Here is a 15,629-nt window from a genome sequence, read left to right on the forward strand (position 1 = left end):
CAATCGATTAGCCGGCGGTTAAGATCTGCTTCACAATTTCGACATAACTTCTTCATAATTTGTTCACAAAACATTGTCTGATTATGGTTTAATATCAAGAAGGAGCATTTTGTAAAAATTGTTTTATTTAGTATGATGTCAGTAGTGAAAAAAGTTCACGCCGGCACCTATTACATAGATTTGCATTGAAAAGGAGGTCTCATAAGATGCCTGATTCAAGGACCTTATCAGAAAAGCAGCTTACAGAAAATCGGCCTCAAGACATCCATGATACGACAGCTCTCAAAGACTTTTTAAGTCTTATTAAAATGGGGATTGTCAATTCTAATATGATTACGACTTTTACTGGATTGTGGCTGGCATTGCATTTTACAGGACAAAGCTTCCTGCAAAATATAGACAGCGTTTTGTTTGTTTTATTTGGTTCCGCTTTAATTATTGCCGGCTCATGCGCAATCAATAATTATTACGACCGTGATATCGATCATATCATGGAAAGAACAAAAACAAGACCGACAGTTACAGGCAAAATGGTCCCAATTCAGGCTTTGTGGATTGGTATTTTATTGCTTACATTCGGTTTTATTTTACTGCTGATGACGACAGTCACGGCTACATTAATTGGGTTGGTCGGCGTAATTACATACGTCTTCTTTTATACAATGTGGACAAAGCGTCAATATACCATTAATACGGTTGTAGGAAGTATATCCGGTGCAGTGCCGCCGCTAATCGGCTGGGCTGCAATTGACGGGAACCTTAGTGTGACCGCATGGGTGCTGTTTATGATTATGTTCATATGGCAGCCTCCGCACTTTCTTGCACTCGCGATGAAAAGAGTAGAAGAGTACCGGGCAGCAGGAATTCCCATGCTTCCTGTTATCCATGGATTTGCCATTACAAAAAGGCAAATGATGGTCTGGGTTGCATGTCTTCTTCCTTTGCCATTTTATTTATTTCAGCTAGGGGTTCCTTTCATTATTTTGGCAACTATATTAAACATAGGATGGCTCGTGCTTGCTCTATCAGGCATGAAAATGAAGGATGATCTGAAATGGGCGAAGTGGATGTTTATTTATTCACTTAATTACTTAACGATCCTTTTTGTGGCGATGGTACTTTTCACGATCAACTAGGTTAGAAATTCTTTCTTTTAGGAATTTATATAGAAGGAATTATCAATTTCCGTGTTAATTGCGGGGATTAATTTACTGAAAGAGGGGTTTGATTAAGCTATGGAAAAGAGGCTGACAAAATTTCGTCTCGTTGCCATTTTTGCAATGTTGACACTTGTCCTAGCCGGCTGTGGTGAACCATATCTTTCCGCTCTTCAACCAGCTGGTGAAGTTGCGGATATGCAGTACTCATTAATGGTGCTGAGTACACTCATCATGGTCATTGTCATCGCAGTCGTCACTGTGATCTTCATTTATGTAGTTGTGAAATTCAGACAGCGCAAAGGTGAGGAAAATAAAATTCCTGAGCAAGTAGAGGGAAGTCATAAACTTGAAATCATTTGGACTGTTATTCCTATTCTTTTACTACTTGTGTTAGCGGTTCCAGTTGTATCTGCTACATTTGAACTTGCAGATGTGAAACCGATGGATAAAAAAGACCGTAAACCTGAAGATGCGATTGTGGTAAATGTCAGGGCAAATCTTTATTGGTGGGAATTCGAATATCCAGACTATGGGGTCATTACGAGTCAGGATTTAGTCGTACCATCAGATGAAAGGGTTTACTTTAATCTAGTTGCTTCTGATGTGAAGCATTCATTCTGGGTTCCGTCTGCAGGCGGCAAAATGGATACAAACACAGAAAATACGAATCAGTTCTGGCTCAATTTCGACAGTAAACGAGCTGAAGAAGCTGGAGAATATTTTTATGGGAAATGTGCTGAGCTTTGCGGCCCATCTCATGCTTTAATGGATTTTAAAGTGAAAACAAAATCCCGCGAGGAATTTGATCAATGGCTTGAAGAAATGAAAAACGCTAAAGCGGTTGCAGATTCAGACTTAGCTAAACAAGGCGAGCAATTGTTCCAGGAAAAAAGCTGTATCGGCTGTCACGCAGTAACACCTGCAGACAAGCGTCCTGAACAAGCCAGAACAGCACCAAACTTAGCTAACTTTGGAGAGCGTTCACGGGTAGCGGGGATTTTACCACATAATGAAGAAAATATCAGAGAGTGGCTAAAAGATCCTGAACAATACAAACCAGGAAACAAAATGACAAAAACGTATCCTGAGCTAAACGATGAGGAACTTGATGCACTGACTGAGTACTTAAGTGGCTTAAAGGTTGAAGCTCAATAAGATGTCTTAACAGAATAAAAGGGAGGTAACACTGTGAGTACGTTAACTCAGAAAAAGGGGTTAGGCGCTGTGATTTGGGATTACTTAACAACAGTAGACCATAAAAAAATCGCCATCCTTTACCTGATCTCCGGCGGCTTCTTCTTCCTCGCAGGTGGATTGGAAGCGATGCTTATCAGAATTCAGCTCGCTGTGCCAGACAACGATTTTATCGCAGCTGGTCTTTACAACGAGATTTTAACTATGCATGGAACGACAATGATTTTCCTTGCAGCTATGCCGCTCATTTTTGGATTTATGAATGCGGTTGTGCCGATTCAAATTGGAGCGCGCGATGTTGCATTTCCATTTTTGAACTCTTTAGGGTTCTGGCTGTTTTTCTTTGGAGGACTTTTCTTAAATCTAAGCTGGTTTTTAAATGGTGCACCAGATGCAGGCTGGACAAATTATGCTTCCCTTGCATTGAACTCTCCAGGTCATGGGGTAGACTTCTATTTGCTTGGATTGCAGATCTCAGGATTTGGTACGCTGATTGCGGGGATTAACTTCCTGGCAACGATTATCAATATGCGTGCACCTGGTATGACTTATATGCGCATGCCGCTGTTCACTTGGACAACATTTGTTGCTTCAGCACTTATCTTATTTGCTTTTCCTCCACTAACTGTTGGTTTAGCAATAATGATGTTTGACCGCTTATTCGGAACAGGATTTTTCAATCCTGATGTTGGGGGAAATTCGATTATCTGGGAGCATTTATTCTGGATCTTCGGACATCCTGAGGTATATATCTTAATTCTTCCTGCATTCGGAATTTTCTCAGATATCCTGCCTCACTTTTCTAAAAAGCGTCTCTTTGGATATTCTTCGATGGTATTCGCAACTGTGTTAATCGGATTTTTAGGATTCATGGTTTGGGCGCATCACATGTTCACTACTGGACTGGGACCAATTGCAAATGCAATTTTCGCGGTTGCAACGATGGCGATAGCCGTGCCGACGGGTATTAAAATCTTCAACTGGATGTTTACGATGTGGGGCGGAAGTATTCGTTTCACTGTACCAATGATTTGGTCTGTTGCATTCATTCCAACATTTGTAATGGGTGGAGTAACTGGAATCATGCTTGCAGCTGCACCTACTGATTACCAGTACCATGATACATATTTCGTAGTTGCGCATTTCCACTATGTTATCGTAGGCGGAGTTATCATGGGTCTATTTGCTGGTCTGCATTACTGGTGGCCAAAAATGTTTGGCAGAATGCTGAATGAAAAACTTGGCATTGTAACGTTTGTTTTATTCTTTACAGGCTTCCATTTAACGTTCTTCATCCAGCATTTCTTAGGATTAATGGGTATGCCAAGACGTATCTTTACATTTCTTCCTGGGCAGGGCCTTGAGATGGGGAACTTTATCAGTACAATCGGGGCATTCTTAATGGCTGCAGGCACAATTGTTTTACTCTATAATATTGTGATTTCATCTATTAAAGGGGAAAGAGCAGCAGCAGATGCATGGGGAGACGGACGCAACCTGGAATGGGCTGTTTCATCACCTGCACCTGAATATAACTTTAAACAAACACCGCTTGTTCGCGGTCTTGATGCTTTATGGGTTGAAAGAATGGAAGGAAATAAAGGAATGACTCCTGCTGAACCGCTTGGAGACATCCATATGCCTAACGGATCGATTCTTCCGCTGATCATGTCTTTCGGACTTTTTGTTTCAGCGTTCGGCTTATTGTATCGTGAAGATTTCGCATGGGGACTTCCTGTTATCATTATCGGTTTCCTAATTACGTTAGGAAGCATGTTCCTTCGTTCAATCATTGATGATCATGGTTATCATATTCATAAAGAAGATTTAGTGAATGATGATAACGATAAGGGGGTAAAGGCATAATGCATGTTGAGGAAAAATTGACAGCTGAAACATTTCCTGCCTCTCCTGAAAAGGCGACCCTTGAAGGTAAAAATAAATTTCTAGGTTTTTGGCTGTTTCTTGGTGGAGAGACTGTATTATTTGCTTCTCTGTTTGCAACTTTTTTAGCGTTAAGAGATTCAAACAATGGCGGAGCGACAACTCAGGAAATGTTTGAACTTCCGCTTGTTTTTGCAGCAACGATGCTTTTATTAACGAGTTCTTTAACAAGTGTTTACGCCATGTATCACATGAAGAACTTCCAGTTTGGAAAAATGCAGCTTTGGATGGGAATTACTGTTCTGTTAGGAGCTGGGTTCCTTGCTCTTGAAATTTATGAGTTCAATCACTATGTTCATCATTTTGAATTTACAATTACAAGCAGTGCTTTGGGATCCGCTTTTTACACATTAGTCGGAACACATGGAGCTCACGTTGCATTTGGTTTACTTTGGATCACGACGTTAATGATCCGCAATGCAAAACGAGGATTAAACTTATACAACGCACCAAAATATTACGTTGCTAGCCTTTACTGGCATTTTATCGACGTTGTATGGGTGTTTATCTTTACAGTTGTATACTTAATGGGAATGGTGGGATAAACTGATGGCAGCTAATCAAAATTCAGGTAACCCAAAAGTTGATCTTGCGTATCGCCGCAAGAAAAATAAAGAAGACATGAAATATCAAGTTGTTACATTTGCGTTAATGATTTTCTTAACGATCATAGCTTTTGTAACAATTGGATATGATGGCATTGCAGAATGGTTTAAAATTCCATTTATTCTCTTGCTTGCTGTCGTCCAGGTCATTTTCCAGCTTTATTACTTTATGCATATGAGTCATAAAGGACATGAAATGCCAGCGCTTTTCCTGTACTCTGGAATCGGTGTAGCATTTCTGACCGTACTTACATTTGTAACAATTATTTGGTGGTAATAAAAAATCGGCTCTTGCAGCCGATTTTTTTTGTCTTTCTTTTATAAAGCCCTACTGTAAAACATGATTGTTTTTCAATCCTTATCGTAGGCTGAATTTCAAGAATTCTTTAGAATAGAATACGAATGCTTAAAAGACAGCATTCTAAGCGAAATCAGTCTTTAGAAAGGATCTGTTCTCACTTTGTCATTCTGCATATCTAATGTCATAGAACGTTCATTGATAGCGCTTCAATGTAAGTGTATAATAGTTTGCAGGAGTTAAAGCAGAAATAGGAGATGAACTCATTGTTAAATTTAGAGATGTTTGGTTTTCGAGCAATGTGGAGCCCTTATTTCTTTCTGTTTACAGCAGTCATTCTTGGCATATATTTTTTACTGATCGGACCGTTTCGAAATCGATTTCATGATAGCCAGCCTGTCTCGTTTAAACAGAAAGCTTTATTTGTCAGCAGTATAATTCTTTTATACGCTGTGAAAGGCAGTCCGCTTGATTTAATGGGTCATTTAATGTTCAGCGCACATATGACTCAAATGGCCATATTATATTTGCTGATTCCGCCGCTAATCATTTTTGGGATTCCTTCATGGTTGTGGAGAGCCCTTATTTTCGTGCGGGGAGTCAAACAAATCGTAACCTTTTTATCTAAGCCATTAATTGCTTTAATCGTTTTTAACGGAATATTCTCTCTGTACCATATTCCGCTTGTGTTTGACGTTGTTAAAACAGATCATCTGCTTCATGCTGCAGTAACTGTCTTTATTTTTATCGCGGCAATGCTCATGTGGTGGCCATTGTTAAATGACCTGCCTGAATGGAAGGAGCTTGGGGGAATTAAAAAGATCGGATATATATTTGCAAACGGCATGTTATTAACACCAGCGTGTGCACTCATTATTTTTGCTGATACGCCATTGTATGCTACGTATGCCGATCCAAGCGCATGGGTCAGTGCCCTTGAATTATGTGTACCTGCAGATATGTTAGCAGGGCTGAATTTGACAGGTCCTGAAATGTTTAATACTTTACCGCTTGTTGAAGATCAGCAGCTTGGCGGAATCATGATGAAAATCATTCAGGAGTTTGTATATGGAAGTCTGCTTGGCATTATCTTCTTTAAATGGGCACGCCAGGAAAGAGAGCGGGATAATCTTGAAGCTCGAAAAAGCTTTTCTCCGCAGCCGATTGAATAAGTGCCACTGAACGATTTCATATGTTTTTAACCTTAGTTACAGTACAATTTATATTTTTTTAGGAGCTGCAAAAATGAACGTACCTATATTACCTACTATTAGCACAGCATTTATTGTTTTAAGTGCTGCTGCTGTTGCTATTGGCTGGTATTTAATTAAGCAACGTAAAATAGAAGCTCATCAGAAGGCTATGACTATAGCTGCCGTTTTTGCAATTATTTTCTTTGCTGTGTATGCATCGAGAACGATTTTTGTAGGAAATACAGCATTTGGCGGACCTGATAGTATTAAAGTTTATTATACGATTTTCTTGATTTTTCATATTACTCTAGCAACTACCGGTGCAGTTTTTGGAATCATTACCTTGATATCAGGCTATAAAAATAATCTTTCAAAGCATCGAAAGATCGGGCCTATTACGAGTATTATCTGGTTTTTCACAGCTATTACCGGGGTCGCAGTCTACATACTTCTATATGTACTTTATAGGGGCGGAGAAACAACTTCGGTGGTTCGAGCCATTTTAGGATACTGAATGTTTAAGAAGGTGTTATAGAAAACTATATTCTATATCACCTTTTTTGTGTTTCTTTATATATCTTTAAGTATAGGACGTGAAGAAAGGCCATAAAATGTAAGTATCAGACCGGTTAATGAAAGGGAGTGACTGTAGGATGATTGAAATTGTAACAGATCGGTTATTAATCATTCCGTGTTCTCTTGATATCGCAAAGTCATTGGTCTTTCATCGTAAAGAACTGGAAAGCCGCTCCCCGATTGGAATTCCTGCAAATTGGCCTTCAACAGCTGTCAAGGGAATGCTTCCTCTCTATATTGAAAAACTGGAACAAAATGAAAAAGAATATGGATGGGGTTTATGGCTTATCATTTTATATCATGAAAAACGGATTGTAGGAGATTTGTTCCTGCAGGGGATGCCGGATAAGCATGGCGGTGTACAGCTATGCTACAATATCCACGAAGCAAATGAAGAAGAAAGCTTGACCTATGAAGCAATCGACGCTGTGATAGAGTGGCTTACAGGAGAGAAGTCTGTTTCACAGATCAGCATGGAGTGCATTGATCAAAATAAAAAATCGATTCGGCTGTTTGAAAAACTAGGGATGATCTGCACAAAAAAAGAGGATATCTTTTTATCCTGGGAACTTAAAAAGAAAGCCTAGCGAATGAGAATCTATGATCAGCACTGAAAAAAGGGTTAGATGATTAAGCATCAAACTTATCGCAATCCTTTTATTTTATAGGATACGATATTTTAAAAGAGAAAAGTGTACAACCCTTTGATAGACATAATAACAAAGCCTAGATCTGCAGCTATTCCAATATTCTTTTGGAAAAATAAGCAGGGAGGCAACTGAAATTAATCAGTTTAGTCCCTGCTTATTTTTTCTTTTTACAATTTAAATGTATAACGGATAATGCCTGCTTCTCTCGCTGAGTTATACACAATTAAGATTATGGGTCCGATGAAAAATCCAAGCACACCGAATAATTTCAGACCAAGGTACATTGAGATAAGGGTGGCGAGAGGGGATAAACCAATATGGCTTCCCATCACTTTCGGTTCAATGGTACGTCTTATAATTAATAAGATGACAGTCAATATACCAAGCTTTGCCGCTTGGACTGGATCACCTGAAATTAGGTGATAGAGTGTCCATGGCCCCATTATAATAATGGATCCGATGATTGGTATGACATCAATTAGCCAAATAATCACCGACATAACCAGGGCAATTTCCGGTGCAATCAGGAGGAGCCCAATTAAAGAGGCGACAAAGATACTAATACTGACCAAAAATTGTGCTTTTGCAAAGCCAAAAATAACAAAAGACATGCGAGTAATCATAAAATTTACTTTTTGAGCTGTGTTTTCGGTCATATGAGCATACATTCGAACTTTGAGTGACGGCAGCTCAATCATAAAGAGAAAAAGTGCAATTAAATAAACCAGCATATTTACCATGTAATTAGGAATATTCGTAAAGATTCTTTTAACATTTTCTATATTAATGGAACTTGCTAAATCTGTTTTTGTCTTTTCAAGAAATTCCTCGACCTGACTGCTTATTTCTCTTACAAACTCAGGCGGAAGATCCTTTGCAGAGTTCGTTATTTTATCCTCGAAATGGTTCCAGGCATTTGTTATTTCATTTATGTATAATGGTGCATTTTCTATCGTGCTGATGGCTTCTCCGACTACTTTAGTCGTAATAAAATAGCCGATGATCGTGATGGTGAACAGAAAAATCAGAAACGACAGCAATACTGCCATTTTTCTCTGCAGCTTCATGCGATTGTGAAATAGCCTGACAAGGGGCTCCAATAATAACGCTGTAATAAAAGCCATGATTAGCGGAATGGAAATTGGAAGTAAAAAGAAAACAATGATTCCGATGATAATAATAGAAAAGATAATGAGGAGATTTCTTTTATTGACAATGGCCGACAATCGCTTGCTCCTTTCAAAACCGGTTTCTGCTTAAATTATAGTACGAAAGTACGGGTATATAAAGATGTTTCAGAAATATTTTCAAATGAAAATAAAGAGTATGCGCCTTTGCCAGTATTAGTACTAATAAAAGACTGTTTTCGCATTAATTGTTGTTATTCGAAAATAGACTAATACCGATTTCTCCTAAGATTACGTACACTTCTTTTGAAACGGGGGTTGATCCTGGATATTCAAATGGAAAACTAACAATTGCTTATAAATAAAAAAAGCAAAAGCATAACTGCTTTTGCACACTTCATCAGACAATGCGTCCGATTTCTTCTTTCAATTGTTTAAGCAGAGTCTGACTTGAGGTTAAGACAGAATTAGGGAAGTTTTCACCTTCTCCATATTCAACACCATGCGGATAGTAATGTTTTCCTAGCAGCGGTGTCATTAATTTAACAAGTGCATGTTTTGCACCTACATCACCCTCTACCGCATATCCAGGAATGCGCAAGTAATAAACATCGCCCTTATTTTCAAACTTACGATCATATGTAACTCGTTCGTAATCCCATTGACCGGCGCGGACAATACCAAGCTCATCCATAATTTCATCCAGTCTGGATAGTTCTACTGTAAGTCCATCTAGTCCAGTGTTTTCAAATTTCATTATGTATTCCCTCCTAAAAACCTAATCGGCATTTTCATTATTAAAGCGCTTTAATGAACTCCACTTCAATCATAGTACGAAAGCATTCAACTTTCAATCTTTACCTGATATTTTACATCTTTATCTTTGGATATGGCCAAACTATAAGAAGAAGGGTAAAGATCTCATTCATTTACAGGGAGGTTTATTAATTGCAGAAAGTAAGTGAAATTATGTCACATGATATCCAGGCATGCACTCCGCTTGATAATGTATTTGAAGTAGCAGTAAAGATGAAGGAATGGGATGTAGGCTCTATCCCAATTGTTGAAGGCAATCAGCTCCTGGGTATGATTACGGATCGTGATTTAGTTGTGAGAGGAATTGCTGAAAAACATCCGGGGTCCTATGAAGTTACAAAAGTAATGAGTGACCACCTTTTTACAATCAGCCCTGAAGCCAATGTTGAGGAGGCTGCGCAGCTCATGGCAAAGCATCAGATCAGAAGGCTTCCAGTCGTAGAAAATGGACAAATCGTCGGAATGGTAACACTTGGAGATCTCTCCTTGAATCATTTAACAGATCAGCAGGCAGGGTCAGCTTTAACAACAATTTCAGAACAGAATCATCAAGATCTTCACTAGAAAAAAAGGAACATGCCGATCATTCAGGTATGTTCCTTTTTATGTGAATATTTACCCGAAAAAACCTTCAAGAAACAACATAATTGAAAAAACATGCCATTTTTGATTAAATGACTTATAAAAGGATATACTATCTGCCAATCTTATGAAATACTGTTTAGTAGAATAATGAATCCAATGGTTCATATAATGTTAGAAATCAGCGATCTGGAGGGATTGAAACTGAGCAGTATTCTAAAAACTGTCTTTATATTGCTTATTATATTTATAACCTATATGCTGTTTATTCAATATGGAAACAAGACGCCCATTAAACCATTAGACGAAAATGAGCAAATCGCTAATGAGTCAAAAGAAAAATTAAATTTGCCAGAGACTGGTGTTCTATCTTTTGTAGGCAAATCATCAGGTGAGATTATTAAAACGCTTGGAGAACCTGCAAGAAAAGATCCCTCTTCCTACGATTATGAATGGTGGATCTATAATCAAAACGACCAGCAATATTTGCAGATTGGCGTACTTGATGAAAAGGTTGTAACCGTATATGCGATAGGGCCAGATGTTAATGTTAAGCCTTATCAATTAGGACAGCGGGTTGATGAAGTTTTTAAGACCAATTCAATTACTTCAAGTATTTCTATTGATTATGAAGGCAACTCTTATCGCTTTGAATTGTCAGAAGAAGATATGAATACAAGACCAATTGTGAAAATGGGTAATGTTTATGTTCAGCTGTACTTAGATAAATTTGACGGTGAACTTTCAAGCATAAGAGTGATGAACGAGGAAACTTTAATCAAGCAGCGCCCATATGAAGTCGTTTATCGCGGCGAACTTATTCAGCCTAAGAAGCTTAGTGCTGAAGAATGGAAGGCTGTAGAAGAAGGAGCAGAAAAACAAATTTTAGATCTTACGAATGTCATTCGCAAAAGACATGATATTTCACCGGTGGAATGGGATGAAATGACTTCAGAAGTAGCTTTCATGCACAGCAATGACATGAAAATGAATGACTATTTTTCACATGAATCTCCAACTAAAGGCTCTCTTGCAGACCGCTTAAAAGCAGAAAATGTAGCATATCAGATGGCGGGCGAAAATATTGCAGCGCAATATATTGACGGGATTGCCGCGGTTGAAGGGTGGTTAAACAGCAAAGGCCATCGTGATACACTTCTGAATCCTGAATTTACCCGATTAGGTGTTGGTGTAAATGAAGTATATTATACTCAAAATTTCATCACTCCATTTGAATAAAGCCTGTGTATGTATGTTTGTTGTTTTTCGTAAAAGGACTAATTCCCGTATTTACTGAGGGTTTCCGTGCTCTTTTGAATGGAAAAGCAACAATGATTTACAGAAAGAGCCTAATAAAAAGACATCCATGTGGAAGAAACGCGGATGTCTTTTTTATTCGTAAAGTTTGTTGCTTTTAGAAAAATGGTTAAAACCTTTAGTGGATTGTAGCGGAAGGCACTTGACTCCTGCGGGAAATAGAGGGGATTGGGAGACCCTGCAGACATAGCCGATGAGGTTCCCATCCCTCCCCGCGAGAAAGCAAGTGTCTGCAGCGGAAATCCTCGGGCAAATTAATAACCAAAAACAACAATCAATGCGAACGAAGCCTTTTTTATTCATTTAGGTGGATTGACGGTATTCATTTTGTCTAGTCAGCTTTTTTAAAAGCCCGTCTTTCAGCATAGCCTTTGCATAAATGGCAAACTTCGATTTTTCGGCTCTTATCTCCCAAGTAAGTTTCGGTCTTTTTTGTTTTCTTTTTGCAGAAATGGCACGTTTTTTTGAAAAAAGTAAACATATTTCTCTCCTTGCTTATTGTATAGGGCGATCGATAATGAAGAAGCTGGCTGTACAATGAGCCATTAGCCTGCCGTCATCACGAAATACTTTTCCTTCTGTTACAACAGTTTTGCTACCTTTATGGATGAGGCTTGCAACACATTTAAGTTCACTGCCTATACCAGGTGCAACATAATTGATTTTCATTTCTGATGTCACGGCAGCAAGTTCTTTTGGCAAAACATGATGAACAAGCGATCCCATTGCAGAATCAAGAAGTGTAGCTGTAATCCCTCCATGTACAAATTGCAGGGAGTTCTGAATGATTGCGGTATTGGGGATTGTTAAAATAAATTGGTTATCTTTATACTCTCCTTGTGCATGAAGCAATGCACCTATGTACGAGCCGCTTTCCTTTAAAGCTTTCTTTTTCAATCCTTGAAGAATCAAATTTAATACTGGAATATCATCTTCTTCAATCTCAGACAATAGCCGAGTTAGTTCTTCTTGTTCCATCTTTTCACCCAATCCTTTCTATTTACTTTCTAATCTTATCAGTACCTGGAATTATTGTGCAATCTGCTTTTTGCAAAAAATTGGGCGAACAGATTTCCTTATCTCCGATAAAATATAGTAGGCGAAGGTAAGCAGAGGTGATGAAAGATGACAGAGAAAAAGGAACATCCATCGATTGGCGCATTTAAAGAATTTGTAAGAAAACATCCAAAACTGATTGCTGAAGTCAGAAAAGGCGATAAAAAATGGCAAGAATTGTATGAAGATTGGTATTTGCTTGGCGAAAATGATACATCATGGAAAAAATACCAGGAGGTTACAGCTGAAGAAGAGAGTGCTGATAATACGAAAGTAGACTTTATGTCAAAAATGATGACTGCTGTTAAAAGTATGGATGCAAATCAGATGAATCAGCATCTTTATAACATGAATAATACGATTTCTTCCATTCAAAATCTATTTTCAACCTTTGGACTGACAAAAGGATCTTCAAAAAATCAGTCGAACCCATCAAACCATCCCTTTTCTTTCAGGAAAGATTGAGCAGGAGAGTCCGTATGAGAAAAGAAGTGCAGGATATGATTGCAGCAAATGAAGAATTAAAAAAATTTATTAGAGAGCAGCCCCATTGGTACAGAAAGCTGTCACGTAATCCTAAAGATACTGAATCCATGCAGCTGGCTATGATGAACTATTATCAAAAAACCATCCCGCATAAAGTAGCTCAGTTCTCGAACTCCGTGCAAATGGCATCAATGATGCTTGGCATGTTTCAATCAATGAGACAGCAGGACTGATCAGGAAAGAAAGTCGAAATTAGCTGACTTTCTTTTTTATTTTCATCATATTTGGATTCATTCTGGTGAAACTACCTCCATAAGGAGGCGTTATCATTGATTAAAATCTTTATGATGTTCATTCTATTGCTGCTGCCTTTATCAGCCTGTAATAATGAAAAACCACGTCCTGAGGGTGATGCTGTTCCGATGGAAATCAGTCAGTTGGATTCTGATGCTGTTGAAGCAGTCAAGCAAACGGGAAGACAATTATTTGTAAATCATCATATTAAAGGCAGCAATATTTATATTGAATGCTTCGTGCCTAATTTTATATTTACAGATGAGCGCGGCCAAAAAGTAAACGGAGAAGGGTATCTAAACCTGTATGTTGACGGAAAAAAAACAGATGAAATACATACTGCCGCATTTATTATTAAAGGATTAGATAAAGGTACACATACGATTTCTCTCGAGCTTTTGCACAATGACTCAACTAAATATCACTTAAAAAAAACGTGGAATGTAAGTGTAGAGTGAACATGTTCAAAAGTCACTGCATTTACCAAAAGGGCATAAACATGTTAAACTATGCTTGGAGGTGATGCCGTCTATGTTTGCTACAATAGAAAGCGTCAATTTAATCGACGAAGCTGAGCTTCTAGGGACATTTGTTGTTCGTTCAGAAATTGCGGAAGACTATCGCCGCAATTTAAATACATTAAAAGCAGATAAATCTGCTCAAAAAGTGATTGCCAAATTTGTTGAAATCAAGGATTTATATGAAGATGTTCAGCGATTCGGAAAGTATCACCCTGATTATAAAGAAATCACAAAGGCCATGCGTGAAGCGAAACGTGAGCTTGATCTTCATCAAGCAGTGATTTCATTTAAAAAAGCAGAGAAAGAGCTTCAATCTTTACTTGATGAAATAAGTGTCGAATTAGGCAGAGCTGTATCTCCTAACATAAAAGTGCCAACTGGCAATCCTTTCTTTGACACGGGATCAAGCTGTGGAGGGGGATGCGGATCAGGCGGGTCATGCGGCTGCAAAGCATCTTAAAAAACGAGGCCCTGCCTCGTTTTATTTAGAGATAAGTAAGTATAAACATTTTGCACATTCTTGCCTAGCTCCATCTCAAACTCCTCGGCCAGAACAAATCTGCAGGAAAAGTCAAAACCGGAATTTTCTGCCGGATTCTTTTCTGTCATGCCTGTGCTAAACGGGCGCTTGCGCTTTTCTTACTTTAGACGGATACAATCTTCGCATAAATTGCCGCAGCAGAACATTTTTTCCTGAGGCACGTAGAATCGATGTCGGAATACATAAAGGTTGGTTTCTTCTCTGACAAAAATACATTCTGACGTAAGCCGCTTTCCTTTCATTGCAAATCGGGATTCTTTATTAATTTTGCTCGTAATTTCAGCAATTGTTGCGTTGGAATTCGATTGCACATATAAAAAGGGGATTCCGGCCGATTTTTTTATCCAGCAGGATAGGGAATTATCAGCATTCATTCTGTTTATAAAGACATTTACGATTTCTTCAAGTAACAATGAACAAACTCCTCTCACGGAATAGGTGTCAGGAATATATTGTGAAATAAATAGAAAATTGGTACACTTCAAGTAGAGAATATAAAGTGAAACTTCCAAAAGTAAGGTTTAATCACTTACTAAAGGTTAGTTTAATGAATAGGGCGGTTTTGGGCAGTTTAACCTTCTGCACTCCCACTCAAGTCTTAAGGTGGGTATTACTGCCCGTTAATGCGGGATAAAAAGGGAGATTACTTATGATGTTTGATAAGCGGCAAGGCATTATCATTTGGATGCATTCGTTAAAGCAGATCAAGATGCTGCGTAAATTCGGCAATATCCATTACGTTTCAAAGAAATTAAAGTATGTTGTATTATATTGTGACATGGAACACGTAGAGCATACAATCGAAAAGGTTTCATCTTTTTCGTTTGTAAAGCACGCTGAGCCGTCATATAAGCCCTTTCTTAAATTGGAATTCGAATCAAAAATTGATAAAGCAAAAGAATACGATTATAAATTAGGCCTCTAAACGAAAAGCGTAATCTGTGAAGATTACGCTTTTAGATTTGTCCATTCCAAGCCGATTTGGCTGGATTGAACTAACTGTTTTATATAAAGCAAGACGGTTCCGCTTTTCTGTGCTGTGGTGCATAAAATTTATTGATTGTCTATCTAGTAACCAGGTTAACTCCGTCCAGCTCCGATGCCTAGCTCACTGTGAAAAAGACAATTTCCCAGAAAAGGCAAAAAGCGCCTTCCCTGTGAAATTCCTATTTTCTTCGCGAGCTGACCAAGGCACCTGCGCTTTTGTTAGTGTCCAGCTCCACCGCCCAGCTCTTCGGTCAGAACGGCTCTGCCAGTAAAGTCAAAACC

General features: G+C 38.5%; 18 protein-coding genes. 15 read left to right on the forward strand and 3 right to left on the reverse strand.

Translation table 11 applies throughout. The features are described from left to right. Positions 1–206: 206 nt before the first annotated feature. The 8 genes from cyoE to CYJ36_RS04060 all read left to right on the forward strand — a co-directional run bounded on the left by cyoE (position 207) and on the right by CYJ36_RS04060 (position 7,557). Positions 207–1,136, forward strand: coding sequence for a heme o synthase (gene cyoE, locus CYJ36_RS04025; protein ID WP_101565024.1), 930 nt, complete (start codon positions 207–209; stop codon positions 1,134–1,136). Between the two features lie 99 nt (positions 1,137–1,235). After that, on the forward strand, positions 1,236–2,315 hold the full coding sequence (gene coxB / locus CYJ36_RS04030) for a cytochrome c oxidase subunit II (protein ID WP_101565026.1): 1,080 nt from the start codon (positions 1,236–1,238) through the stop codon (positions 2,313–2,315). A gap of 33 nt (positions 2,316–2,348) precedes the next feature. Then, positions 2,349–4,220 (forward strand): cytochrome c oxidase subunit I, encoded by a 1,872-nt coding sequence (gene ctaD / locus CYJ36_RS04035; RefSeq protein ID WP_101565028.1) that lies wholly within the window; start codon positions 2,349–2,351, stop codon positions 4,218–4,220. Continuing rightward, positions 4,220–4,843, forward strand: a complete 624-nt coding sequence (gene ctaE, locus CYJ36_RS04040) for a cytochrome c oxidase subunit III (protein WP_101565031.1) — start codon at positions 4,220–4,222, stop codon at positions 4,841–4,843. The genes ctaD and ctaE overlap by 1 nt, the downstream gene beginning before the upstream one ends. 4 nt (positions 4,844–4,847) lie before the next feature. Beyond that, entirely contained in the window at positions 4,848–5,180 is a 333-nt protein-coding gene (gene ctaF / locus CYJ36_RS04045) for a cytochrome c oxidase subunit IVB (protein WP_101565032.1), read from the forward strand. 287 nt (positions 5,181–5,467) lie between these two features. After that, the gene (ctaG, locus tag CYJ36_RS04050; RefSeq protein ID WP_224773302.1) at positions 5,468–6,373 is read left to right on the forward strand and encodes a cytochrome c oxidase assembly factor CtaG; all 906 of its coding nucleotides are present in this window, start codon (positions 5,468–5,470) and stop codon (positions 6,371–6,373) included. A gap of 73 nt (positions 6,374–6,446) precedes the next feature. Further along, on the forward strand, positions 6,447–6,908 hold the full coding sequence (locus CYJ36_RS04055; protein ID WP_101565036.1) for a DUF420 domain-containing protein: 462 nt from the start codon (positions 6,447–6,449) through the stop codon (positions 6,906–6,908). Positions 6,909–7,047: 139 nt separating this feature from the next. After that, the gene (locus CYJ36_RS04060; RefSeq protein WP_180850066.1) at positions 7,048–7,557 is read left to right on the forward strand and encodes a GNAT family N-acetyltransferase; all 510 of its coding nucleotides are present in this window, start codon (positions 7,048–7,050) and stop codon (positions 7,555–7,557) included. Positions 7,558–7,787: 230 nt separating this feature from the next. On the opposite strand, the gene ytvI is transcribed toward CYJ36_RS04060, so the two are convergent. After that, positions 7,788–8,846, reverse strand: coding sequence for a sporulation integral membrane protein YtvI (ytvI, locus tag CYJ36_RS04065; protein ID WP_101565040.1), 1,059 nt, complete (start codon positions 8,844–8,846; stop codon positions 7,788–7,790). Between the two features lie 301 nt (positions 8,847–9,147). After that, positions 9,148–9,504 carry a YugN family protein gene (locus CYJ36_RS04070; RefSeq protein ID WP_101565042.1) on the reverse strand — a complete coding sequence of 119 codons (357 nt, stop codon included), beginning with the start codon at positions 9,502–9,504 and terminating at the stop codon, positions 9,148–9,150. 191 nt (positions 9,505–9,695) lie between these two features. On the opposite strand from CYJ36_RS04070, the gene CYJ36_RS04075 reads away from it, so the two are divergent. Both CYJ36_RS04075 and CYJ36_RS04080 read left to right on the forward strand, forming a co-directional pair. Next, positions 9,696–10,127, forward strand: coding sequence for a CBS domain-containing protein (locus CYJ36_RS04075; RefSeq protein WP_101565044.1), 432 nt, complete (start codon positions 9,696–9,698; stop codon positions 10,125–10,127). A 222-nt stretch (positions 10,128–10,349) separates the two neighbouring features. Continuing rightward, positions 10,350–11,384 carry a CAP domain-containing protein gene (locus CYJ36_RS04080; protein WP_101565664.1) on the forward strand — a complete coding sequence of 345 codons (1,035 nt, stop codon included), beginning with the start codon at positions 10,350–10,352 and terminating at the stop codon, positions 11,382–11,384. Positions 11,385–11,957: 573 nt separating this feature from the next. On the opposite strand, the gene CYJ36_RS04085 is transcribed toward CYJ36_RS04080, so the two are convergent. Continuing rightward, a complete protein-coding gene (locus CYJ36_RS04085) occupies positions 11,958–12,440 on the reverse strand; it encodes a PaaI family thioesterase (protein WP_101565046.1) in 483 nt (160 codons plus the stop codon). Positions 12,441–12,587: 147 nt separating this feature from the next. On the opposite strand from CYJ36_RS04085, the gene CYJ36_RS04090 reads away from it, so the two are divergent. The 5 genes from CYJ36_RS04090 to CYJ36_RS04115 all read left to right on the forward strand — a co-directional run bounded on the left by CYJ36_RS04090 (position 12,588) and on the right by CYJ36_RS04115 (position 15,285). Next, positions 12,588–12,983, forward strand: a complete 396-nt coding sequence (locus tag CYJ36_RS04090) for a YlbD family protein (RefSeq protein WP_101565048.1) — start codon at positions 12,588–12,590, stop codon at positions 12,981–12,983. Between the two features lie 14 nt (positions 12,984–12,997). Further along, entirely contained in the window at positions 12,998–13,237 is a 240-nt protein-coding gene (locus tag CYJ36_RS04095) for a YlbE-like family protein (RefSeq protein ID WP_101565050.1), read from the forward strand. Positions 13,238–13,333: 96 nt separating this feature from the next. Next, positions 13,334–13,756, forward strand: a complete 423-nt coding sequence (locus CYJ36_RS04100; RefSeq protein WP_101565051.1) for a hypothetical protein — start codon at positions 13,334–13,336, stop codon at positions 13,754–13,756. Positions 13,757–13,829: 73 nt separating this feature from the next. Then, complete coding sequence (locus tag CYJ36_RS04105; protein ID WP_101565053.1) at positions 13,830–14,279, forward strand: YlbF family regulator; 450 nt, start codon at positions 13,830–13,832, stop codon at positions 14,277–14,279. Positions 14,280–15,012: 733 nt separating this feature from the next. After that, a complete protein-coding gene (locus tag CYJ36_RS04115; RefSeq protein ID WP_070879159.1) occupies positions 15,013–15,285 on the forward strand; it encodes a YlbG family protein in 273 nt (90 codons plus the stop codon). The last annotated feature ends 344 nt before the right edge of the window (positions 15,286–15,629 follow it).

The sequence above is a fragment of the Bacillus sp. UMB0893 genome (assembly GCF_002858905.1).
Classification (GTDB): Bacteria; Bacillota; Bacilli; order Bacillales; family Bacillaceae; genus Bacillus_P.